General features: G+C 29.3%; 19 protein-coding genes. 8 read left to right on the forward strand and 11 right to left on the reverse strand.

The window, feature by feature from the left end:
• Window positions 1-40: 40 nt before the first annotated feature.
• The 5 genes from NPA10_RS03705 to NPA10_RS03725 are packed head-to-tail and all read right to left on the reverse strand — an operon-like array spanning window position 41 to window position 5,583.
• A complete protein-coding gene (locus tag NPA10_RS03705) occupies window positions 41-967 on the reverse strand; it encodes an aromatic motif membrane protein (RefSeq protein WP_256547366.1) in 927 nt (308 codons plus the stop codon).
• Complete coding sequence (locus NPA10_RS03710; protein WP_256547367.1) at window positions 957-1,811, reverse strand: aromatic motif membrane protein; 855 nt, start codon at window positions 1,809-1,811, stop codon at window positions 957-959. Before NPA10_RS03710 ends, NPA10_RS03705 begins: the two co-directional genes overlap by 11 nt.
• Window positions 1,801-2,949, reverse strand: coding sequence for an aromatic motif membrane protein (locus tag NPA10_RS03715; protein WP_256547368.1), 1,149 nt, complete (start codon window positions 2,947-2,949; stop codon window positions 1,801-1,803). The genes NPA10_RS03710 and NPA10_RS03715 overlap by 11 nt, the downstream gene beginning before the upstream one ends.
• Window positions 2,933-3,637 carry an ABC transporter ATP-binding protein gene (locus tag NPA10_RS03720; protein WP_256547369.1) on the reverse strand — a complete coding sequence of 235 codons (705 nt, stop codon included), beginning with the start codon at window positions 3,635-3,637 and terminating at the stop codon, window positions 2,933-2,935. The genes NPA10_RS03715 and NPA10_RS03720 overlap by 17 nt, the downstream gene beginning before the upstream one ends.
• Window positions 3,637-5,583 carry an ABC transporter permease gene (locus NPA10_RS03725; protein WP_256547370.1) on the reverse strand — a complete coding sequence of 649 codons (1,947 nt, stop codon included), beginning with the start codon at window positions 5,581-5,583 and terminating at the stop codon, window positions 3,637-3,639. Before NPA10_RS03725 ends, NPA10_RS03720 begins: the two co-directional genes overlap by 1 nt.
• A gap of 447 nt (window positions 5,584-6,030) precedes the next feature.
• Between NPA10_RS03725 and rplM the strand changes: the two genes are divergently transcribed.
• Genes rplM through NPA10_RS03740 form a run of 3 tightly spaced genes read left to right on the forward strand, consistent with a single transcriptional unit; the run spans window position 6,031 to window position 7,412 of the window.
• Window positions 6,031-6,483, forward strand: a complete 453-nt coding sequence (gene rplM, locus NPA10_RS03730) for a 50S ribosomal protein L13 (RefSeq protein WP_318034589.1) — start codon at window positions 6,031-6,033, stop codon at window positions 6,481-6,483.
• Between the two features lie 33 nt (window positions 6,484-6,516).
• Window positions 6,517-6,936 (forward strand): 30S ribosomal protein S9, encoded by a 420-nt coding sequence (gene rpsI, locus NPA10_RS03735; protein ID WP_256547372.1) that lies wholly within the window; start codon window positions 6,517-6,519, stop codon window positions 6,934-6,936.
• Between the two features lie 44 nt (window positions 6,937-6,980).
• Window positions 6,981-7,412 (forward strand): hypothetical protein, encoded by a 432-nt coding sequence (locus tag NPA10_RS03740; RefSeq protein ID WP_256547373.1) that lies wholly within the window; start codon window positions 6,981-6,983, stop codon window positions 7,410-7,412.
• Window positions 7,413-7,480: 68 nt separating this feature from the next.
• On the opposite strand, the gene NPA10_RS03745 is transcribed toward NPA10_RS03740, so the two are convergent.
• Window positions 7,481-8,029 carry a ferritin-like domain-containing protein gene (locus tag NPA10_RS03745; protein ID WP_256547374.1) on the reverse strand — a complete coding sequence of 183 codons (549 nt, stop codon included), beginning with the start codon at window positions 8,027-8,029 and terminating at the stop codon, window positions 7,481-7,483.
• A 241-nt stretch (window positions 8,030-8,270) separates the two neighbouring features.
• On the opposite strand from NPA10_RS03745, the gene NPA10_RS03750 reads away from it, so the two are divergent.
• Window positions 8,271-8,801 (forward strand): hypothetical protein, encoded by a 531-nt coding sequence (locus NPA10_RS03750; RefSeq protein ID WP_256547375.1) that lies wholly within the window; start codon window positions 8,271-8,273, stop codon window positions 8,799-8,801.
• 109 nt (window positions 8,802-8,910) lie between these two features.
• On the opposite strand, the gene NPA10_RS03755 is transcribed toward NPA10_RS03750, so the two are convergent.
• From NPA10_RS03755 to NPA10_RS03775, 5 genes are all read right to left on the reverse strand, one after another.
• Complete coding sequence (locus NPA10_RS03755) at window positions 8,911-9,759, reverse strand: hypothetical protein (RefSeq protein ID WP_256547376.1); 849 nt, start codon at window positions 9,757-9,759, stop codon at window positions 8,911-8,913.
• Between the two features lie 122 nt (window positions 9,760-9,881).
• Window positions 9,882-10,529, reverse strand: coding sequence for an ATP-binding cassette domain-containing protein (locus tag NPA10_RS03760; RefSeq protein WP_256547377.1), 648 nt, complete (start codon window positions 10,527-10,529; stop codon window positions 9,882-9,884).
• A gap of 195 nt (window positions 10,530-10,724) precedes the next feature.
• Window positions 10,725-11,873 carry a hypothetical protein gene (locus NPA10_RS03765; protein ID WP_256547378.1) on the reverse strand — a complete coding sequence of 383 codons (1,149 nt, stop codon included), beginning with the start codon at window positions 11,871-11,873 and terminating at the stop codon, window positions 10,725-10,727.
• Window positions 11,874-11,971: 98 nt separating this feature from the next.
• A complete protein-coding gene (locus tag NPA10_RS03770) occupies window positions 11,972-12,667 on the reverse strand; it encodes a hypothetical protein (protein ID WP_256547379.1) in 696 nt (231 codons plus the stop codon).
• Between the two features lie 24 nt (window positions 12,668-12,691).
• A complete protein-coding gene (locus NPA10_RS03775; RefSeq protein WP_256547380.1) occupies window positions 12,692-14,722 on the reverse strand; it encodes a hypothetical protein in 2,031 nt (676 codons plus the stop codon).
• Window positions 14,723-15,232: 510 nt separating this feature from the next.
• Between NPA10_RS03775 and rpsL the strand changes: the two genes are divergently transcribed.
• The 4 genes from rpsL (at window position 15,233) to NPA10_RS03795 (ending at window position 20,047) form a co-directional block, all read left to right on the forward strand.
• The gene (gene rpsL, locus NPA10_RS03780; RefSeq protein ID WP_256547381.1) at window positions 15,233-15,655 is read left to right on the forward strand and encodes a 30S ribosomal protein S12; all 423 of its coding nucleotides are present in this window, start codon (window positions 15,233-15,235) and stop codon (window positions 15,653-15,655) included.
• A 49-nt stretch (window positions 15,656-15,704) separates the two neighbouring features.
• Window positions 15,705-16,172, forward strand: coding sequence for a 30S ribosomal protein S7 (rpsG, locus tag NPA10_RS03785; RefSeq protein ID WP_256547382.1), 468 nt, complete (start codon window positions 15,705-15,707; stop codon window positions 16,170-16,172).
• A gap of 140 nt (window positions 16,173-16,312) precedes the next feature.
• Entirely contained in the window at window positions 16,313-18,385 is a 2,073-nt protein-coding gene (gene fusA / locus NPA10_RS03790; RefSeq protein ID WP_256547383.1) for an elongation factor G, read from the forward strand.
• A gap of 180 nt (window positions 18,386-18,565) precedes the next feature.
• Entirely contained in the window at window positions 18,566-20,047 is a 1,482-nt protein-coding gene (locus NPA10_RS03795) for a hypothetical protein (protein WP_256547384.1), read from the forward strand.
• Window positions 20,048-20,244: the final 197 nt, after the last annotated feature.

A 20,244-nucleotide genomic window follows, 5' to 3' on the forward strand; every position in this document is an offset into this window, starting at 1 on the left:
CAACAGTGGGTTTTTGTTTTATTGATTTTTTTGTTAAGTCCTAAATGTCGTCTTTGACATCAACAAAAATGTAACGTAATTCAGCTTTACCATATTTATCAGTGAATAAAATTTTATTGTTTTGTGAAAAACGAACTCCTTCAAAATTTTCATAAGTTTGAATGTATTTTGACAAAGAAAAGATTTCTTTTAAGTGTTCATTTTTTAAAATTTTAGGAAAACTAAATAAATAAGGTGTTAAGCGAACACGTTGGGATTGAATCGTAGTTTTATCAACGTTGTAATAAAATGAAATATTGGTTTTCATAATAAAACCATCCTGATTTAACATGAAAAAAATGAATTCTTGGTAATAATCGCCATCTTCTGCATCATCAATTTCCTCATCTAAATTACTTTCAGTTAACATGTAAGAATAATCGATAACTTCAAATTTTTCAGGCACATAAAAACCACCATTATCCAAATTTTTAGTTCTTAAATCATCGAAATATTCATTTTTATTTTGACTAAATAAATCTAATTCAGGAAAAAATAATCAGTAAAAATTTTTAGTATTGTATAAAAATCACAACCAATTATCATTAAGCATTTCCCTTAAAAAAGTACTACTTTGTTCAATGATATAAGGTTTTCCCCTAAAAATGTTCGCAGAAATATTAGATTGCACATAGTTGAAATATTGCAATCAATCTTTAATTTCTTTTAAATAAGAGGGTGAATCAATTGCACTTTGTTTCTCAATATATGCAGCTCGAGCTTGGGGATCAGGAAAAATTAAGTTAAGCAATTCCGTAATACCTCTAGTATTTAAAAAATTTTGTCAATCATTAGTTTCAGTGACTGCTGATTTGGCAGTTTCAATTTGATCGATAATTTTTTGATAAGTATTAGATGGAGCTGCACAAGCACTCAAAACTGGTATTAAACTCAAAAATGCAGCTGTAAATAGTTGTTTAATTTTCATAATTACGTAGGTTCATAACCATTAAAGCTGGTTCATGGTAACCCCATTTTTTAATAATATCTTCAAAGTCTGTATACCACTGTCCATAACGGTGAATTAAAGCGTAGTGAAAAATATTCGATAATAGATTAATCGAAATTTCTCGAGTAGCATTAGGAAAATAATAAAAAGCCGGATTGATATACAGTTTTCACTGATCATCTTCTAAATGAATACTAATACTAAACAAAGCTTTGTCTTTTAAAATTAATAAATCACTGCGATTAGCAACTTCTCGAGAAGTTTCACTTTCTTTAATTTCATCTAAAAAATTATCAGCTCACTGAAAACTTTCATATGGAGCTAAGGTCTTTAGATTAGCCAAATATTGCTCAGTCATTTGAATTGGTTCACCAGTAATATAATCAGTTGTTGCTGGTAAAACAAATCATTCAGAAAAGTCATTAGTAAAAATTTTTAAATTTTTCAAGACTAAATACCAATTATCAGAATACAAAGTTCTTAATTCTGCTAAACTTGTTTTTTTAGCTTCAGAATCAGTTGCATTAAATCATTTGGTTGAGATTGTTTTAATTGATGCATAGATAGATTTTTGATATTCTTGATCCTCTTGTTGATTAACAAATTCCGTTTTTTTTGTTAAATCTGATCCATATACTTTACTCAATAAGGTATCAAACCTACGATCTGATTTCAAAATTTTGGTTTGATCGTTTGAATTATGATATTGCTCTGATGGTCTTGCATATTGTGAATAATCACGCTGATGGGGACCGCAAGACAAAACCAATAATCCCACTGGTAGTAATGTAAGAATCAATTTGCAAAGACGATTAATTTTCATAAACACTTCTTAGGGTATAACGTAAAACGTGATTTTTTTTCTCATTATTCACTTGACGAACAGCATCTGCAAAATAATCATAAAAACTACCCTCTAAAGCTTCGTCATATAAACCGTTATCATTAAATCTTCGATAAGCTCTTGTCTCTACTTCTTGCTGTTTTTGTAATCGTTTTTGTTGATAATCAGGATCTTGGGTGATATCAGTTGTAGAAGTATTTGGAACTGGAACTTGTTGAATATTTTGTTGTCGATAAATTTGAAATAGGTTCTTAGTGAATTGTGAACTTTGTAACTTGATGTTGATTAATTGACTCATTTGATATTCATCTGCCAATTCTTCATCAATATCGGTTTCTGAAATATAATTATTAATTTTTTTCATTCGTAATTGTTGAACTTTTTGCTCAAATTCCTTTCAGAATGTTTGGGGATCTTCAGGATTATTTAAGTAATATAAATCTGGTCAAACAATAAATCGAATAACACCAGAACTATCAACTAACCGATAGATTTTGACAAAATAATTATTTTGATACTGTAAATAAAAAACACTTTTAGTTTTATATAAGTCTTCACGTAATGTGATTAAATCAACTTTATAAATTTGTTGAATTTTATTTGTAGATAAACGGAAACTGGTGCTTGCAAAAAATTTTTTCAGATCTAGAAAATCATTTTTTTCTTCAGGATAATTAGCAAAACCACTACCATAAGGATTAAACGAAAAATTCAAGTGATTAATATTGAATAAATATCACCATCAATTAATGGTTAAGTTTTCAAAAATTGATTTGCCTGTTTCAAATCTAGTAAAAGATAAATTGTCATTATGACGACTTCAAGATAAAATCGGATTATACCAAACTAGTGAATATTTCAGATTTCACAGTTGGGTAAAATTAATATTATTTTGCTGAAATAAATATTCTTCTTTAGCTTGAGCAGAATTTAAAAATTGATCCAGTAAAAATAAATTATGTTGGTCTTCATTAAAAACCTTTTTCTCAGATTCCATTTGGGCGACATTAGTCGTTTTTGCATGTGATTTAACAACAGTTAGTGGTCCCAAACTGGTCAACCCTAATGACACTAAAGAAAAAAGTGATAAAAGTGATTTTTTATAAAATTTTTTCATTATAAATTTCTTCTAAAGATTTATATTTTTTGCCACTATAAACAACCCGACCTTTATGCATTAAAGTCAAACTATCGCAATAGCCATCAACCTCACGTAAAATATGTGAAGAAATAAAAATTGTTTTTCCAACTTTTTTCAAGTCAACTAAAAGTTTAAATAATTCGTGGCGGGCTGTTGGATCTAGATTAGCCGCAGGTTCATCCAAAATAATAATTTCAGGATTATGCATCAAAGCCTGGATAAGTAAAACTTTCTTTTTTTGTCCTGAAGAAAAGTTATATGGTTTTTTCTTTTTTAAATCAGTAATTTGCAAAATTGCTAATAACTCGTTGATTCTGTTTAAAGCATCTTTTTTCTTCATCCCTGATAATAAACCTAGTGATAATAAATAATCAAGAACACTAACTTCTTTCGGAAAATGTGCATACTCTGGAACATAGCCGATTTTGCTTTTGCTAATTGCTAATTTATTACTAATTCCATCAATGAAAATTTGACCAGTTCAATTGGTATATGAATTAATGATTGATTTAATGGTTGTAGTTTTTCCAGCTCCATTTTCACCAATAAATGCATGAAATGAACCATGATCAACTTTGAAATTCACATCAAAAATTCCAGTTTTTTCACGACGCGAATAAATTTTATTTAAATGATTTACTTCAAGAATATACTGATGATTCATTATCGATAATCCTTCCGTAAATAAACTAAATAAACTAGTGTCAACAATAAAATGGTTAGACCAATTCAAATATAGATGAACTGATTTTTATCAACTACTGTTTTTTTATAACCTAAACTATAAGCCTCTTTAACTGGTTGAAACAAATAGTTATTACTTTCATTCAAGGTATAACGAGAAACCACTTTTTGGTCAACAACTTGTTGTACTGGGACATATGAACTATATCCGCCAATAAAATAATTATTGCTACTAATTTGTAAACTAAATCTTTGTGGGGTATATGCTAAGTTAGGGTCATCATTTTGTAATAAATTTTTTAGTAATCCTGAATCATTTTGTGCAAAATACAAATAATAAATTAAAGCAGTTGCTAAATAAATTTTCTTCTCAGTTACATTTTTGATCAAATTAGTGTCAAAATTAGGTTTAAATAATTCCGCATTTTCATCAATAATACCATCAACTAAATTTCCGCCCAGTTCATCAATTTCCACACTAATTGCATTCAATAATTCAGGTTTAGAAGTTTGTTCATTAAACCGAGCAAAAAAACTAGCGGCAAATTGGTTAAATGGCTGTGAAGATAATGCTCCTTTTAAAATTTCAGGTTTCAGAGAACCCACTAAATTATCAGGTGATGCAAAAATATAATTATCTTCATCAAAACTGACATCAAAATTACTAGCATTTTCACGCGCATAAATAATGTTAGTGTTAATTGCGTTATTAAAAATTGTTTGGTTTTTAAAAACTCCAGGAACTAAGTAAGCTTTTTCTAAAAAATTATTATTTTGAATTTCTAGTTGTAATAATTCTGGATGAGAATTTAACTGATATGAAAAATCTTTAGATTCTTTTCTGTTGTAATATAAATAATTTTTTAGATTAGATTCTTGATTGTCACTAATTTTTTCCAAAATATTTTCATTTTGCAAATCAAAGACATTCATCATTTGATAAGGTGTCAAAAATCATGAATACATTTGATAACTATAAGCTACATTTTCAAAATCTTGAAAACTGTCCCGAAATAACGCTTTTTGTAAATCATTAAATTCTTCATTGTCATAATTTTTTGGAGTAATAAAGATTTCATCTTTATTATTGTTTAAATAAAAAATATTGGCATCTGAAATAGTTTCACTGGAATTTTTGTCATAAGCTAAATTCAAAACTCTAGCTGTTGCATTTAAAGAATTAGTAGATAAAGAATTTAGAAAAGTTCCCCCAATTAAAATCGGAGTAAAAAATAATAATGGTAGGGTTAAAGCCACTTTAGAGCTAAATTTTGAACCAATTAAAGCTGTCACTAAACCAAAAATTCAACCACAGAATAAAATAGCAAAAAATGAGTAAATTAAATAATGATTAAATTGTTCTGATAAATTTTTATTAACTAAAATCAATATTAGATTGAATAAAAAGACATTAAATGCTCATAACAAATTAATTGTTAAGAAAAAAAGCACTTTAGCAAGAATAACATTTTGAGTTGTAATACGTTTGGAAAAAACAATAATATCAATTCCTAAATCTTCTAAGTCAATAAAAATATTGATTGCTTTAATACTACTGAAAATGATTGTGAAAATTAATTCAACAAAAATTAAAGAATAAGAAATGATGTAAGTGATTCGTGCATCAGTTAAAACAAAAGTAGCAATAATAACAGCTGTAGACAATAAATATAAACAAATCGGGATAATAATAGTGTTTTTCTTTTTAAAGATTAATTTAAAAAGAAACATTAAGTAATAGAAAAAGATTCAAATATTTGTCTTAGAGACTTGTTGATACTTAAAGACTGGGGTTGAATCAGTTTTTTGAGGAATTTTTTGAGAATTAAAATTCAAAAATGGATTTAAAGTAAAGGGAAAATTTTGCGAATCATCTTGAAAATTGACATTCTCTTTACTTATTTTTGGTGATGTTTGATTTGTCATTTAATAATTAGGTAATGCGAATAAATTCTATATCCAAAATGATAAACTAAATTTATAATTTTTATAAAAAAATTTGAAAAATTAAGACTTTTCTTTCAATTTTTCGATAATTATTTAGAAAAAATAAATTAGATGTAAATTTATTTTCATCATAGACACTTAATATTAACAATAAACTGGTTTAGTTTTCTACTTTAATAAAATAAAAAACACAAAAAAACTTCTAATCATATATAATTGATACGTTTAAAATCCACGATTAAACATCGAATTTTCGTTACACAATTCAACATAAATCAATACTTGTGAATAGATAATTTATTAAAACTTTACTGTTTTAAAGAGTTGTCCAGTTTGTTCACAAGTTTTTCAGGTATTTTTAACTTTTTATTTCAAAATACCTCTTTTATTATTAATATATTTAACATTTTAAGAGTCTTTATATTTATTATGAAAACAACAATGCTAACTAAAGAACAAGCATTAAAAAGACGCAAGTGATACGTAATCGATGCTAAAGATCAAATTTTAGGTCGATTATCGGTTGAAGTTGCGAATTTATTACGTGGTAAAAATCGACCAGATTTTACCCCCAATCAGGATTGTGGCGACTTTGTAATTGTGATCAATGCTGGACAAATTCGTTTATCCGGTAATAAAGCCGAAAATGAACGATGATATCGACACAGCGGATATGTTGGCGGTTTAAAATCTCGAACCGGTAAAGAAATGATTGAGAAAAAACCAGTTGAGTTTATTCGTAAAGCAGTTAAAGGAATGTTGCCAAAAAATAATTCCTTATCATTGCAACTAATGCATAAATTATTTGTTTACGAAAACGATAATCACAAACACCAAGCTCAAGAACCAATTATTTATCGTTTAAACGGACAAAATTAATTTTTATTTTAAAAGGGTGATTACTAAATTTATATGAATCAAACTAAATATTATGGCTTGGGACGTCGTAAATCTTCAGTTGCTAAAGTATTTTTAACTCCAGGTACTGGTAAATTTACTGTTATTCGACGTTCACATGGCAAAATTGTTGCTAGTGTAGATGGCGACAAATATTTTCTAAATCCTTTTTTGATTAAGGATTTAACTCAACCTTTAACAATTACCAATCACGAAACTAAATTTGATGTTGAAGCCCAAGTATCAGGCGGCGGTTTTTCTGGTCAATCTGGTGCAATTCGTTTAGGTGTAACTCGAGCATTAATCAGTTACAACGAAGAACTGAAAAGCCAATTAAAAAAAGCTAAATTAACAACCCGTGATTCACGTTGCAAAGAACGTAAAAAAATCGGAAAATACGGAGCACGCCGTTCTCCTCAATTTACTAAACGTTAATCTGGTATTTTTCAAATTAAATCAAAAGGTGGCATCTTTTTAATATGAATGAAGCAAAAAAAACTTTTAGTTTTGCTGATTATTCCAATCATCAATCACAATACATCTTTAAAGACATTATTGTGCAAACTTTTACTTCCAATGAAGATTTATTTTCAATATTAGCTAGTTTGAATAATCATTTGATCAAACTAAATACAACTGATCCAAAACCAATTTATAGTAATTGTTTAAGTATTTTTGATTTTGATAAACTATTTGCCGAAGTAAAAATGCCCACAACTAAATTAAACGCTCAAGATTTACCTTTATCCTTCAGCCAACGATGACATTTAAAAAATGCATATAAAAAAGCGGTTAAATCTCATGCTTGAGAATTATCTAAAAATGAAAAAATGTATGATCAAATTCACGATCAACTAAATAAATACATCGAAGTATTTTTGGAAATGACCAAATACGTTGCTGTTGCTTAAAAATATTTCAAATCATAAAAAAAGCTATTGTTTTTCAACAATAGCTTTTTTATTTCGTATTTTTTTACTTAATGTTCGTGTGGTTTTTCTTGTGGTTGGTGATATTTACGATCAATTTTACGTAGCATCAAATCAGCTGTAGTTAAATCCTGGGAATTTTCAAATGCATCATTAATTTCAATACATTTCTTTTCTTCGATAATTTGGTCTTTAACAAAATGTTCAATGAAGTATAATGTGGCAGGATCTTTTTCTGCAATTGCTACATTGGCAATTTCTACCATGATATCAGATACACTCGCTTGGTATTCGCTTAGAGCTTGAGCAATTTCTCGAGGGTGGTTAAATGGTTTTAACAATTTTGTTAAAGCTAAATCATTAGTTTTAGCTCAAGAATCTCGAGAATCTAAATATTCATAAAAAACACCGGCGTGTTCTAATTCTTCCTTGGCTCAGTTTTGTAACAAATTGGAAAAATTAGTCATGCCTAGCCGATCAGCTTCTGCTGCATATTCAAAAAACAACATTGCTGTTGCAAATTCTCGGTTATATTGATCATTAACTAGATTCCAAGTTTTAGAACCTGTAAAATTCATTAATCCTTTTGATTTATTCATATAATTCCTTAAGTAATTCAATAAATTAATGCTAATTATTTTAATACATATAGGAATTAAAGAAATATCTAAAATTAATAAGAATCCATTAATTTTTAAAATTAATTAATTAATAAAGAGGCAAATTTTACTGTTAAAAAGATAATTTACTTTTTTAAAAAGTTATCAACAAGAAATTTAGAAGAATTTAAAATTGGCTTTTTAATATTTGCTTTATAATTTATTGCGTCAGAGGTATTTTATGAACGATGTTAATATTTTTAGTCAACCGACAATTAAAAAATTAAAGACAACAAAAAATCTGGCTGCATGAAAAATAATCTTATATGTAACTTCAATTATTTTGATGATTGTAGGATTAGCATTACTTGTTACACGTGCGATTGATTTTTCTGATTATAACGATGGAATAACAGGAGAGCAAATTAGAAGGAACATTGATGAAGCTAGAGATTTTTGAAAAGAAATTTATCGAGATGCTCAAAGCTTTGATAAGCAATTTGTTGAAAAATATCTTATTCCAATTATCCTGTTTGCTTCTACGCTTGTAATTTATATTGTTAATGTTATTTTGAGTATCGCTCTATTATTATCTTCAAATAAATTAAATAATACTGAAGAATTAAAAAATTCAGATAAATATAATCCAAGCAGCTTTGTAACTCTAGCAGTTTTGTCTTTAATTTTCCAATTTCTTTTTACTTTTGTGTCTTTCATCTTTGATATTGTTTTAGTATCAAAAACACGAAAAACTTTGAAAAGTATCGGTTAGTTTTCATTTAAAAACTTAAAACTAAAAACTGAATTAAAAAATAACTTCATCCAATGGATGAAGTTATTTTTTTTGTATGACTTTTATTTAGAAACAACTATTTCTTAAATTAAATTTTTCAGTTAAATAATTTTTTGAAAATAAAGATTGCGGCCACTGCTTCTATAATTGGAACTACAATAGTAAGTCAATCTAATGTTCAATTAAAATCTCAAGACATTGGGGTTCTACTTGCAAGTGTTCCCGGATTTGCACCTACAATGCTATTACTCAATTTGGCCGTTGCACCAATTGGTTGCAAATATTGAACATATTTCATCCATACATCGTTTATATCAAAAAATGCTGCAGGAATCATTACTCCAGAAGTAACAAAAACAATATAAAAATGAATCATCACTACTACATTAATTGTTTTCTCTGTATTTCCAATAAAAGAAAAAATTGAAGCAAAACAAAAAGAAGTAATAAAACCAAAAATACCGACAAATAAAAGTGCAAAATATTGACTAACAGAAATTATAGGTCTTTCGCTTGGTAAAATAACAGCAGATAATAAAGTTATTAAATTTCAACCAATTAAGAAAACAGTAAAACATGCAAATAAATTAGAAAATAAATAAGTTTTGGCTTTGATATTTAAATTTAAATAAAATTTATTTCTGTTATTAACTCGATCAAATCCAAAATTAGTTGGTAGATATATAATCGACACATTTGTCAACATCATTAGTGGAATAACAGCAACCGAATAAATAAACGGATGAACTTGATTTGGTTCTACAGCTTCTCGATTTCCTCCCCCTCAAGTATAGAAAGAAATAAACGTTCAAATAATTGGGAAAATAATCGTAAAAAATAGATTTAAAGGACTTTTAACGAATTTAAATAAATTCATTAAATATAGTTGATAAAAAATGGAGCTTTTTATTTTGAAAGCATAAGTAATTTTTTCCATTATTAAAATTGCAAATTGTAGTGTTTTTCTAAAAGATTAAGAATTTTATAAAATTCTGTGCAATGATTTATTTTTTGGATTAACAAGTTCTTATTAAATAAAAATCATTAATTATAAAAATTCTATTCAATAGTTTTAAATAAACTATCTAAATTATTAATTGGATCTAAACTTTGATCTTCAATCAAATAATATTTATCAGTCAAAGCTCTAATTTCTTTTTCATCATGAGAAATAATTAATAAGATAACATCTTCATTATTTCTTAGATAATTTTTAATGATTTTTAAGACGTTTGATCGTCATTCATAATCTAAAGATGTGGAAATCTCATCAACAATTAAAAATTTAGGTTTTAGTTCTAGGGTTAACATTAATTTAAATTTTTGTTTTTCCCCCCCAGAAAGTTTTTTGAATTTTTTATTTTTTACATGATCTAATTCGTATTTAACAAAAGCAGTTTTCTCAAGTTCTTTGTCAAAAATATTACAAATTCTTAGATAAAAATAAAAAAGTTGTTTCAAATTAAGATCGCTATCAAAATTAACATCCTGAAATAAAACTCGAGTATTATTTTTGTAAATAGGATCAATTTCAACTGTGCCTTTTTGCAATGCTCTTACCCCAGCAATTGTTTCAGCAAGCGATGTTTTACCTGTTCCATTTTTACCTAAAATAGCTACTCTATCACCTGGTTTTAAACTTAGATTAATATCATTTAATATGATTCTTTTCCCATATTTAATGGATAGATTTTTAACATTAATCATTTTATGATTTCTCTTTAATTTTAATTATTTTTAAAAGAATGTATTTAAATTATATAAGAACAAATTTAATAATTTGTACATTATTAAAATTTAAAAGAAGTAATGAACTTAAAATAAAAAATCAACCCAGTTTATATGGGTTGATTTTTTTTTTTTTTTTCAAAAATATTAACCACGTTTAACAACTGTAGACTGCTAAGTATCTTGATTGTAGGAGATCATCAAAGTAATATCCTTAAAAGTATATGATCTAATTGCATCAGAATAAGCCATTTGATAGTTTCAACTTCAATGTTGCATTAAATCTAAACTCAGATTAACTTTCACAGAATATTTATCAGAGCTTGGTGTTACAGTTGTTTCTGCATTCACTCCATCAGCTAAACTAAAATTTACTTTTTCCACAGCTCGTTTAACACGAACAGCAGGAAAATCACCTTTGCTATTTACTGCAGCATCTGGTTTTGCATCTTTTCATAATTGAATTAATTGTTCAATTTGTTCATCAGTTAAAGAATGTTTCACTGGATTATTAGTAGATCCTTGAAACCATTTAGGAGTTCCATCTTTTTTAATGTTTCAAATTGGAAATAAAGGCGTAGCAAATTTAGCGTCTTCAATTGAAAAAGTTTCATTTAGAGCTGTTAATAAATCAGAATTTTTAGGATTGGTCATTGGTTTAGAACCAAGAACTTGAATGGTTTGATTATCTTGTTTGACTAATGATGTTTCATCGATTCGACGATAATCAGTCAATTTGATTTTAACTGGTCCAGAAATTTTTAATTCGGTTGCTGAGCTATGACTAAATTGTTGATCTTGCTTAGCTTTTAAGATAAAAGTAATTTCTTCAGTTACAATTGGTGATACTCAAGAACTGGGTAGATAATCATTTAAAGTTGTTTTGTCAGCAGAACTAGGCATACTAATTAAAACTGAATCAATATTTTGCAAATCAATTTCAGATAGCTGTTGATTTTCTTCTAATAACTTATTAAATTTGATGCCAAATTCATTATTACTTAATAATTTGTTATCAACTCCAATTCCTAAATTAGCTTTAATTGCTGTAATTGCTGCTGCTTTAGTCACGTTTAGTCCTGCTCGCGTAGTAAGATTTTCATTACCATCATTTTGATATGAAGTCATTCCATTAGCAAAACTACCACCTGTGGCAGCACTTAATAAATCTGCTAAATCAATTTTATCTTGTGCTTTAAATTTCATTGCTACCTGGCCCACAGTTTTTACTGTAGTACAAGCAGCAATAATAATTGGCAAAGGAATAGTTGCAAATAATAATGTTGAAACTGTTTTAGATTTTTTTGATTGTTTAAATGTCATACATCACCTCAAGACTCTTCGATCTACATTTTCATTATATCTTGCTATATCTTAATGGCTAGTTAAACAAAAGAGAATTTAGTGATTTAAAGTTGGGACTATTTTTTACGATAAAGAATAATTTCTGAAAGAATGGTTCCAGCATCTGGAAAACTTAATTTGGAAAAATCAATTTGAGGTGCAATAAATGTTGTGTATGATGATTTACGTTCATCAAGTTCTGAACTGTATTTGCCATCAATGTTCTTACCAAATTGATTAGAATTCCATGGATAAGATGTTGAAACAAGATAAGGATCTAATGCGGTAATTTGATTAATAATATTTTTAATTGCTTCTTTTACTGATTTAGATTTAAATAGTTGGCTATTATCTACTAATTCCTGTTGCAACAATTTATTAACTGCTTCTAAAAATGGAATTTTAACAATTGCAATTTGTGGTTCAGCAACACTACTAATTGGATTAGCATAATGCTTCTTTGCAATTGCTTTCAGCTTAGCTACTAATTCATCAGTGACTTCACTATTAGTTTTTATTTCTTTAAGAATTTCAGCATACTCTTTGTCCCGAGCATTGTTTGCAATGATTGTAGATTGATCAGAAAAAAAGTAATTATAACTATCTGCTTGTATTTTATTTGTTTCATCTTTTCAAACTAATTGAAAATCATCTAGGTTTCTATAGGATTTATTGGGTTGAGCAACAATACCTGGTGGAGCAGATTTTACTAATGTTTCCAAATTAAAATTTGGATTGATAGCAAATTTTTTACCAGCATTGTCTTTACTCAAATAAATTGGGGTTGAATTAATTGATTAGGGCATTTGATAAAAAGCTGAAGATGTTAATGCTTCAATACCTGCATTTGTAAATGTGATCGGAATTCCTAATAGTTTTTTAACTAAAGTTTCCACTGGTCTATCTTTTCGAGCAGCTAATTCTTCTGGTGTCAATTTTTCAGTCTCATTAATTCATTTTTGATCTTTTTGAGTATTGGGAACATAAAAGAAAGTTAACACCTCAAATAAGGCATTAAAATCTCCCTTTTTCAATTTATTAACAATGCCGCTTAATTTAGTTAAATCAAGTAAATTAGTGTTGTTTAAATTAGTTTGATGCTCATTAAATTTTTTGAAAACTGGCATAATTGAATCATATAAACCAGAAAGATCAAATGTCGATTGTACTTGATCAATTTGTCAACCTAAAGTTGTATTGGATGCAATACTTACATCAAAAGTTTTAGGCATATGAAACATTAAATTGCCATTCTCAACTTTATTACGAGTTGTAAAAGTGGTTCCTGCTGCAATCTTTAAGTTATCTAAATTAAATTCATCCAATAATTTCGAAATAACACCATCAAAACTATCCGTCCCAGCAAATGAAAACCCAAAACCAGCTAAAAGCCGCATTGGATTAAACAATTTAGTTACATCATAATTAATGATTTGACCGTCAATTTCAATGCTACCTTTTAAAGGAAAATTTAGTTCTTTTTTAAAAGTAATTTTTTCTGTATACTCCATAGAAACTTTGGGAGCATTTGGATTCTTGAAATTTAGTTTGGGATCTTGAATTCAATCTAATTCAATGTCTAAATGATGATAAACATAAGATGATAAATCGTTTTTCAGCAATACTTTGATAAACGCATAAATTTCTTCAATTGGGGGTAGTTGTTCATTCTCTCTTGGAGTAAAAATATTGATCAATAATTCTTTCAGAATTTTAGGAATATCAAAATTTTCCAATAAAGCTTCTTTTGCTTCTTTAGATGTATTATGGTACAGTAAATCTAATAATGAATAACTACGTCCATCAATTTGTCGAATATTAGGGGTGATGAAATAATTAAGAATACTGGTGATGTCATCACTTATATTGGCATAGTAGATACGTTGTAAATTAATCCGACTATTTAGTAAATCTTTTTTTAATTGTTCTGGACTCAGTTGTTTAATTTTAGCCAAGCTTACATCATGAAAAGCCTTAAAATCATAATTTTCTCGCACCCGAGTGTAATAAGTATTCAAAACAAAACTGCGGTAAGTTAAGATTTCAAGTTCATTCAAATGATCAACGTTAGGAAAAAGTTCAGTTTTTGCTTTTTGATAATGATTAGTTGATTGAATATTTATGCCATCATACAAAAATTGTTGCAGATAATTAATACTGACATCAATTTGGTTGTTATTGTTTAAAATTTTTCATGAAGAAAAATAATTGTTAATGCCACCTTCTGAAGTATTAGTTTTTTTGTATCATGGTGTTACACTAACTGTTGGCGCTTCAATTTGAATTAAAGCCTGAGAATTGGGTTTAACTGGAATGGCATTGAATAAATCAAATTTAGTTTTTTGTGTATTAGTTAATAAAAACTGTAAATTAAAATTTTGTAAATTTAACTCCGTAGTGGAAATTGGAACTAATTCAAAACTTAATTTTAATTGTTCAAAATCAATCTCAATTTGGGGATTAGAGAAAACTAAAAATTTTAAGTTATCTAAAATATCATTCTGTAAATCATCAGCAGTTAATTTAGCAATTAATTCACGATAAAATTGAGCAGTTAGTCAATAATTTACATCAACATCTGAATCAAAACCTTTAAATTCCGGAATAAAATCACCAATTGGTTGATAATCGGTGTTTTTATAAAAATTAGATGAAAATTGTAAACCCCGAAAACTTTGATGGTTATTTTGAGAAGTGGTTAATTGCGCTACTGATTTGTTTACAGGATTAAGAAATGGATCTGGTTGTTGATTATCAGTAAAATCAGACTCGCTTGTTTGGATTGTTGGCGCACATGCTGCTAAGATGCCGCTTGTTATGAAACCCAAAGGGAGCAAGCTGAGAAGTTTTGAAAAATAATTTTTCTTAACTGAAAAATTCCGCATGAAATGGTGACACTTACTTTTATAAAGAAAGTAACAACTAATTCCATTTGTGTTGGAAAATGAATTTTTCACTTTTAAATGAAATTAACAGTATTTTAGAAATTAGATTGACTGTAATTTTTTATTTTAAATAAACTACCAATTCCCAAAAACCAATGTATTTTCTTATTTATCAAAAAAACTAGAATTTTTCATAATAAAAAATAAAAATTTTCCTTATTTTTGTGGGTTTAGTTTTTGAAAAACCTTTAATTGGGCTGTTCAAATTCCCAATAATTTCGCTAAAAAACTAAAATTTTTAGGTATAATCTTAATTCGGTTAATTGATATACACACGGAAGTGTTGTTATTTCAAATACAAAATGCAAGCATTTACTGCTATAGAATAGCCAAAATCTTGCATTCATCTCTTTAATTAAAAAAATATAAATTATTCTTGAAATAAGGTGAAACATGCCAACAATTGCGCAATTAGTGCGAAATGAACGCAAACGTAAAATCAAAAAATCCCGATCTCAAGCATTATTAAAAACCTGAAACTCTTTGAAAAAGGTTCATAATGCTGATGCGGCGCCTTTTAAACGAGGAGTATGTACTCGGGTTGGGACTATGACTCCAAAAAAACCTAACTCTGCGTTACGAAAATATGCCAAAGTTCGTTTAACTAATAACGATGAAGTATTGGCTTATATTCCTGGTGAAGGTCATAACTTACAAGAACACAACGTTGTAATGATTCGTGGTGGTCGGGTTAGAGACTTACCTGGGGTTCGTTATCATATTGTTCGGGGAACATTCGATACTGTCGGGTTAGAAAAACGCCGCCAACAACGATCTTCCTATGGAGCAAAACGACCTAAAGCTGCGGCGAAATAATTATTTTCAAACAAATATCAACAAATTAAAACAAAGGAAACTTTAAATCATGCGTAAAGCAAAAGCTCCAAAACGATTTGTCTTACCTGATCCATTACACAACTCACGATTAGTAAGTAAGGCTATTAATATGATTATGTATGAAGGTAAAAAAAGTACAGCGCAATCAATTTTGTACAGTGCCTTCGCTTTAGTTGAGAAAAAAACTAAAAAACCAGCATTAGAAGTGTTTCAAACCGCTTTAAATAACATTTCTCCAGTGATCGAGCTACGAGTTCGTCGGGTAGCTGGTTCTAACTACCAAGTACCAACTGAAGTTTCAAAAGAACGTAAAGAAACTTTAGGTCTACGTTGATTAATTTTATTTAGTCGCAAACGTAATGAAAAAACAATGATCGAAAAATTAGCTAATGAAATCATTGATGCTTCAAACAATACTGGTGCTTCTATTAAAAAACGTGAAGAAACAACAAGAATGGCTGAAGCAAACAAAGCATTTGCCCACTTGCGATTTTAGTTGTGTTGCATTATTTGCTCCGAATAATTATCTGTTATTCTCATCATATAATTAATGGAGTGAATTACTGAATTTTTAAATCTGCAATTTAACAGAAAACTATTAAATTAAAAATATTATCCAATACAAATCTTCTTTATATGAATCGTAAATTTGAATTAGACAAGTTCCGTAACTTTGGAATTATGGCCCACATTGATGCTGGGAAAACAACAACAAGTGAACGGATTTTATTCCACGCTGGTAAAACTCACAAAATTGGTGAAGTGCACGATGGTGGAGCAACCATGGACTGAATGGCTCAAGAAAAAGAACGCGGAATTACCATCACTTCTGCAGCTACTTTTGTGACTTGGAAAGGCCACCAATTAAACTTAATCGATACTCCTGGACACGTGGATTTCACTGTAGAAGTGGAACGTTCTTTACGGGTATTAGATGGTGCTGTAGCTGTGTTGGACTCCCAAATGGGTGTTGAACCCCAAACTGAAACCGTGTGACGTCAAGCTACAAGATACAACGTGCCCCGCATTGTTTTCTGTAACAAAATGGATAAAATCGGTGCCCATTTTTTAAAATCAGTAAAATCCATCAGTGATCGTTTAGGAGTTAAAGCTGTACCAATTCAATTAAACATCGGAACTGAAGCTGATTTCAAAGGGGTTATTGATTTGGTGGAAATGAAAGCTTATGCTTTTGATGGCAAGCAAGATGAAGATTACACTGAAATCGAAGTTCCTGCTGATTTATTAGCTGAAGCACAACGTTTACGCAGTGAATTATTAGACGAAATTGTTGTTGCTGATGAAACAGTAATGGCTAAATATCTAGAAGGTCATGAAATCAGTGTTCCTGAAATTAAAAAATGTATTCGTAGTTTAGTTTTAACTGCTGAATTCTTCCCTGTTTTGTGTGGTACCGCTTTTAAAAACAAAGGGGTAAAACTGTTATTGGATGCGGTGGTTGATTATTTACCATCACCAATTGATGTTCCTGCAATTAAAGGAATTACTGTTGATAACAAAGAAGTGGAACGTAACAATAGCGATGACCAACCATTTGCTGCTTTAGCTTTTAAAATTGCAACTGATCCATTTGTAGGTCGCTTAACTTTCATCCGGATTTATTCTGGTGTTCTAAAAAAAGGAACTTATGTTTACAACTCCACTAAAGGAGTGAAAGAACGCATTTCTCGTTTAGTGAAAATGCACTCTAACAACCGTGAAGAAATCGAAGAAATTCGGGCTGGTGATATTTGTGCTGTAGTGGGATTAAAAGATACTGGAACTGGGAATACTTTGTGTGATGAAAACAACGAAATTATTCTTGAGTCCATGCAATTTGCTGAACCCGTAATTTCTTTAGCAATTGAACCAAAAACAAAAGCTGACCAAGAAAAAATGTCCATTGCTTTATCTAAGTTATCCGAAGAAGATCCAACCTTCCGTGCTCACACTGATGAAGAAACTGGTCAAACCATTATTTCTGGAATGGGTGAATTACACCTAGAAATTATCGTTGACCGTATGAAACGCGAATTTAAAGTTGATGTAAACGTTGGTGCTCCCCAAGTTTCTTACCGTGAAACCTTTACCCAAACAGCTGATGTTGAAGGAAAATACATTAAACAATCTGGTGGTCGGGGGAACTATGGTCACGTGTGAATTAAATTTGAACCAAATAAAGACAAAAACTTTGAATTTGTCGACAAAATTGTTGGTGGTCGAATTCCTAAAGAATACATTAAACCAATTCAAGCCGGTTTAGTTGATGCAATGAAATCAGGTCCTTTATCTGGTTATCCATTAATTGATGTGAAAGCAACTTTATTTGATGGATCTTACCACGATGTGGACTCTAACGAAATGGCTTTCCGTATTGCTGCTTCGATGGCTTTAAAAGAAGCTGCTAAATCATGTGGTCCAGTTTTATTAGAACCAATTATGAACGTGGAAGTAACTGTTCCTGACCAGTACTTCGGTGACACTATGGGTGACATTTCTTCTCGTCGAGGCCAAATTGAAGGAACTGATCAACGCGATAATGTCCAAATTATTCGTTCTAAAGTGCCGTTAAAAGAAATGTTTGGTTATGCCACTGACTTACGATCTTTCACTCAAGGTCGAGGTAACTACACTATGACTTTCTCCCACTACGAACGAGCCCCAAAATCAGTTACAACTGAAATTTTAGAATTACGTAGTAAAAAATAATTACTTATTAATTAATTTTGATTTTAATCGCATTGCACTAGAAAATGCCAAGAAATCAAATATTTTGGGTAAAATCAAATCATTCAGCGCCTTTTTTATTTTTAATAAAAAAGGCGTATTTTATACAAAGAACATTTTTTTAACCCGCCTTTTTACAGAAATGGGTCCAAAAAATTTATCATGAACATTAATTTAATTTCCATTTTAGTTTTTATCGGTTTTTTGCTCATTGGTTTTGTTTGGGGCTTTTTTTCTGGCTGAAGAAAAGTCTTGTACTACGGAGTTTTCAATGTCGTTTTATTAGCAATTTTTGCACTTGTTGCTAATTATGCACTTGAAGGTTTTACTAATTTTTTGATTAATAATTTTTCAAATTATTTACCCCAACAGTACCGCTATTACACGCCAGTGGTCCTAATTTATGTTCGACAATATGTGGTGGTTATTTTTTATATCATCGCAGCCGTCATTATGAACATCATCCTTTTTGGTATCCACATGTTGTTCTTACGCAAAATTTTCAAACGTCGGGGTGGGGGTAATTTATTGTGGCGAGTATCACGGCGTGTTTTTACTGCGATCGCTCAAGCGACTTTAATGTTGCCGATCAGTTTTGGTTTAACTGGCACTCTTGCTTCGGGATTACGTTTATCTGAAGTTTTTGGAATTAATCTTGGTGCGAATAATGACCAAGCTAATCAGCCAACAACTCAACAAACTAAAGACACAAAAAAAGATGATGAAGAAGATGAATCTGAAAATCAATCATCCAAACTAGTTTTTCCATTAGTGCAACCAACTTGATCAATTAATCAACTTCAGCCGGTAACCGTTTTTACTGGTTATAATCAATGGCACGAATTTACAGCCAACCAAGCTGTAGATCAAGCCTTAGATTTTTTAAATCAATTCAACGGCACCCGCCTTTTTAACCAAATTAATCCCTTTGGTAACTTTGATGCAACTAACAATCGTATTAGTGCTTTATTTTGATTACATAATAATTTAAATCAAGTGCGGCAATTGTTCTTACAAATCTTTGCCCAAATTCAAAATTTATTTAATCCAACCCACTTTAATTCTGGTAACAGTACCAATAATACCTCAAAACCCAAAACACCAATTAATAGTGTCGATGACTTCTTTAATGCTTTAAAAAACGCCAGTGGTGAAGCTTTTAAAAATGTAACATTGACTGAAGAAGTTAAACACCGTTTACTTGGTTTAAACCCGAATTTAAACCAAGTAATCACTGCGCTAAATAACATTTATAACGCGGATGAAAACCGCATTATTTTTCGTGCTTTAGAATCTGGGTTAAGTGGTTTAAATTCAATTGAGTTAAAAGTTTTTGATCCAATCATTCAAGACTTTCAAGTTAGTGAACAACTGACTGACTTCCAACGTCAAGTAGCTGGATTTAGGGGTGATGCTTTAAAATATGTGGATGATCAAATTAAAATTCTAGTTAATGAACCAGCTCCTAATGGATTAAGATTATTTAGCAATAATAAATTACGCGTATCTGAGCCAATCAATATTTATTTAAAAGAATTCTTTGAATCCCAAATGAAAACGGTTTTCTTCAATGATACTGGTTCACCCTATATTCCTTCATTAGCCCAGAATTTAATTTATGTTTTTGCTACTTCTAATTTTTAAAATTCAGCTTCTGCATTTAATTAATGAAATTCAATTTTTAAAATAAATTTTCACCATTTTTTAAGACCAGCCAAAGTAATTTGGGTGGTTTTTGTTTGATCAAATACCATCAATAAAAATGCTTTGAATGAATTTCTTCTCATCTTTTTAAGCATTTAAATTGATAATTTGCTAAAATTATGTTTTACATGATTAGC

The sequence above is a fragment of the Mycoplasmoides fastidiosum genome, assembly GCF_024498275.1.
Lineage (GTDB): Bacteria > Bacillota_I > Bacilli_A > Mycoplasmatales > Mycoplasmoidaceae > Mycoplasma_N > Mycoplasma_N fastidiosum.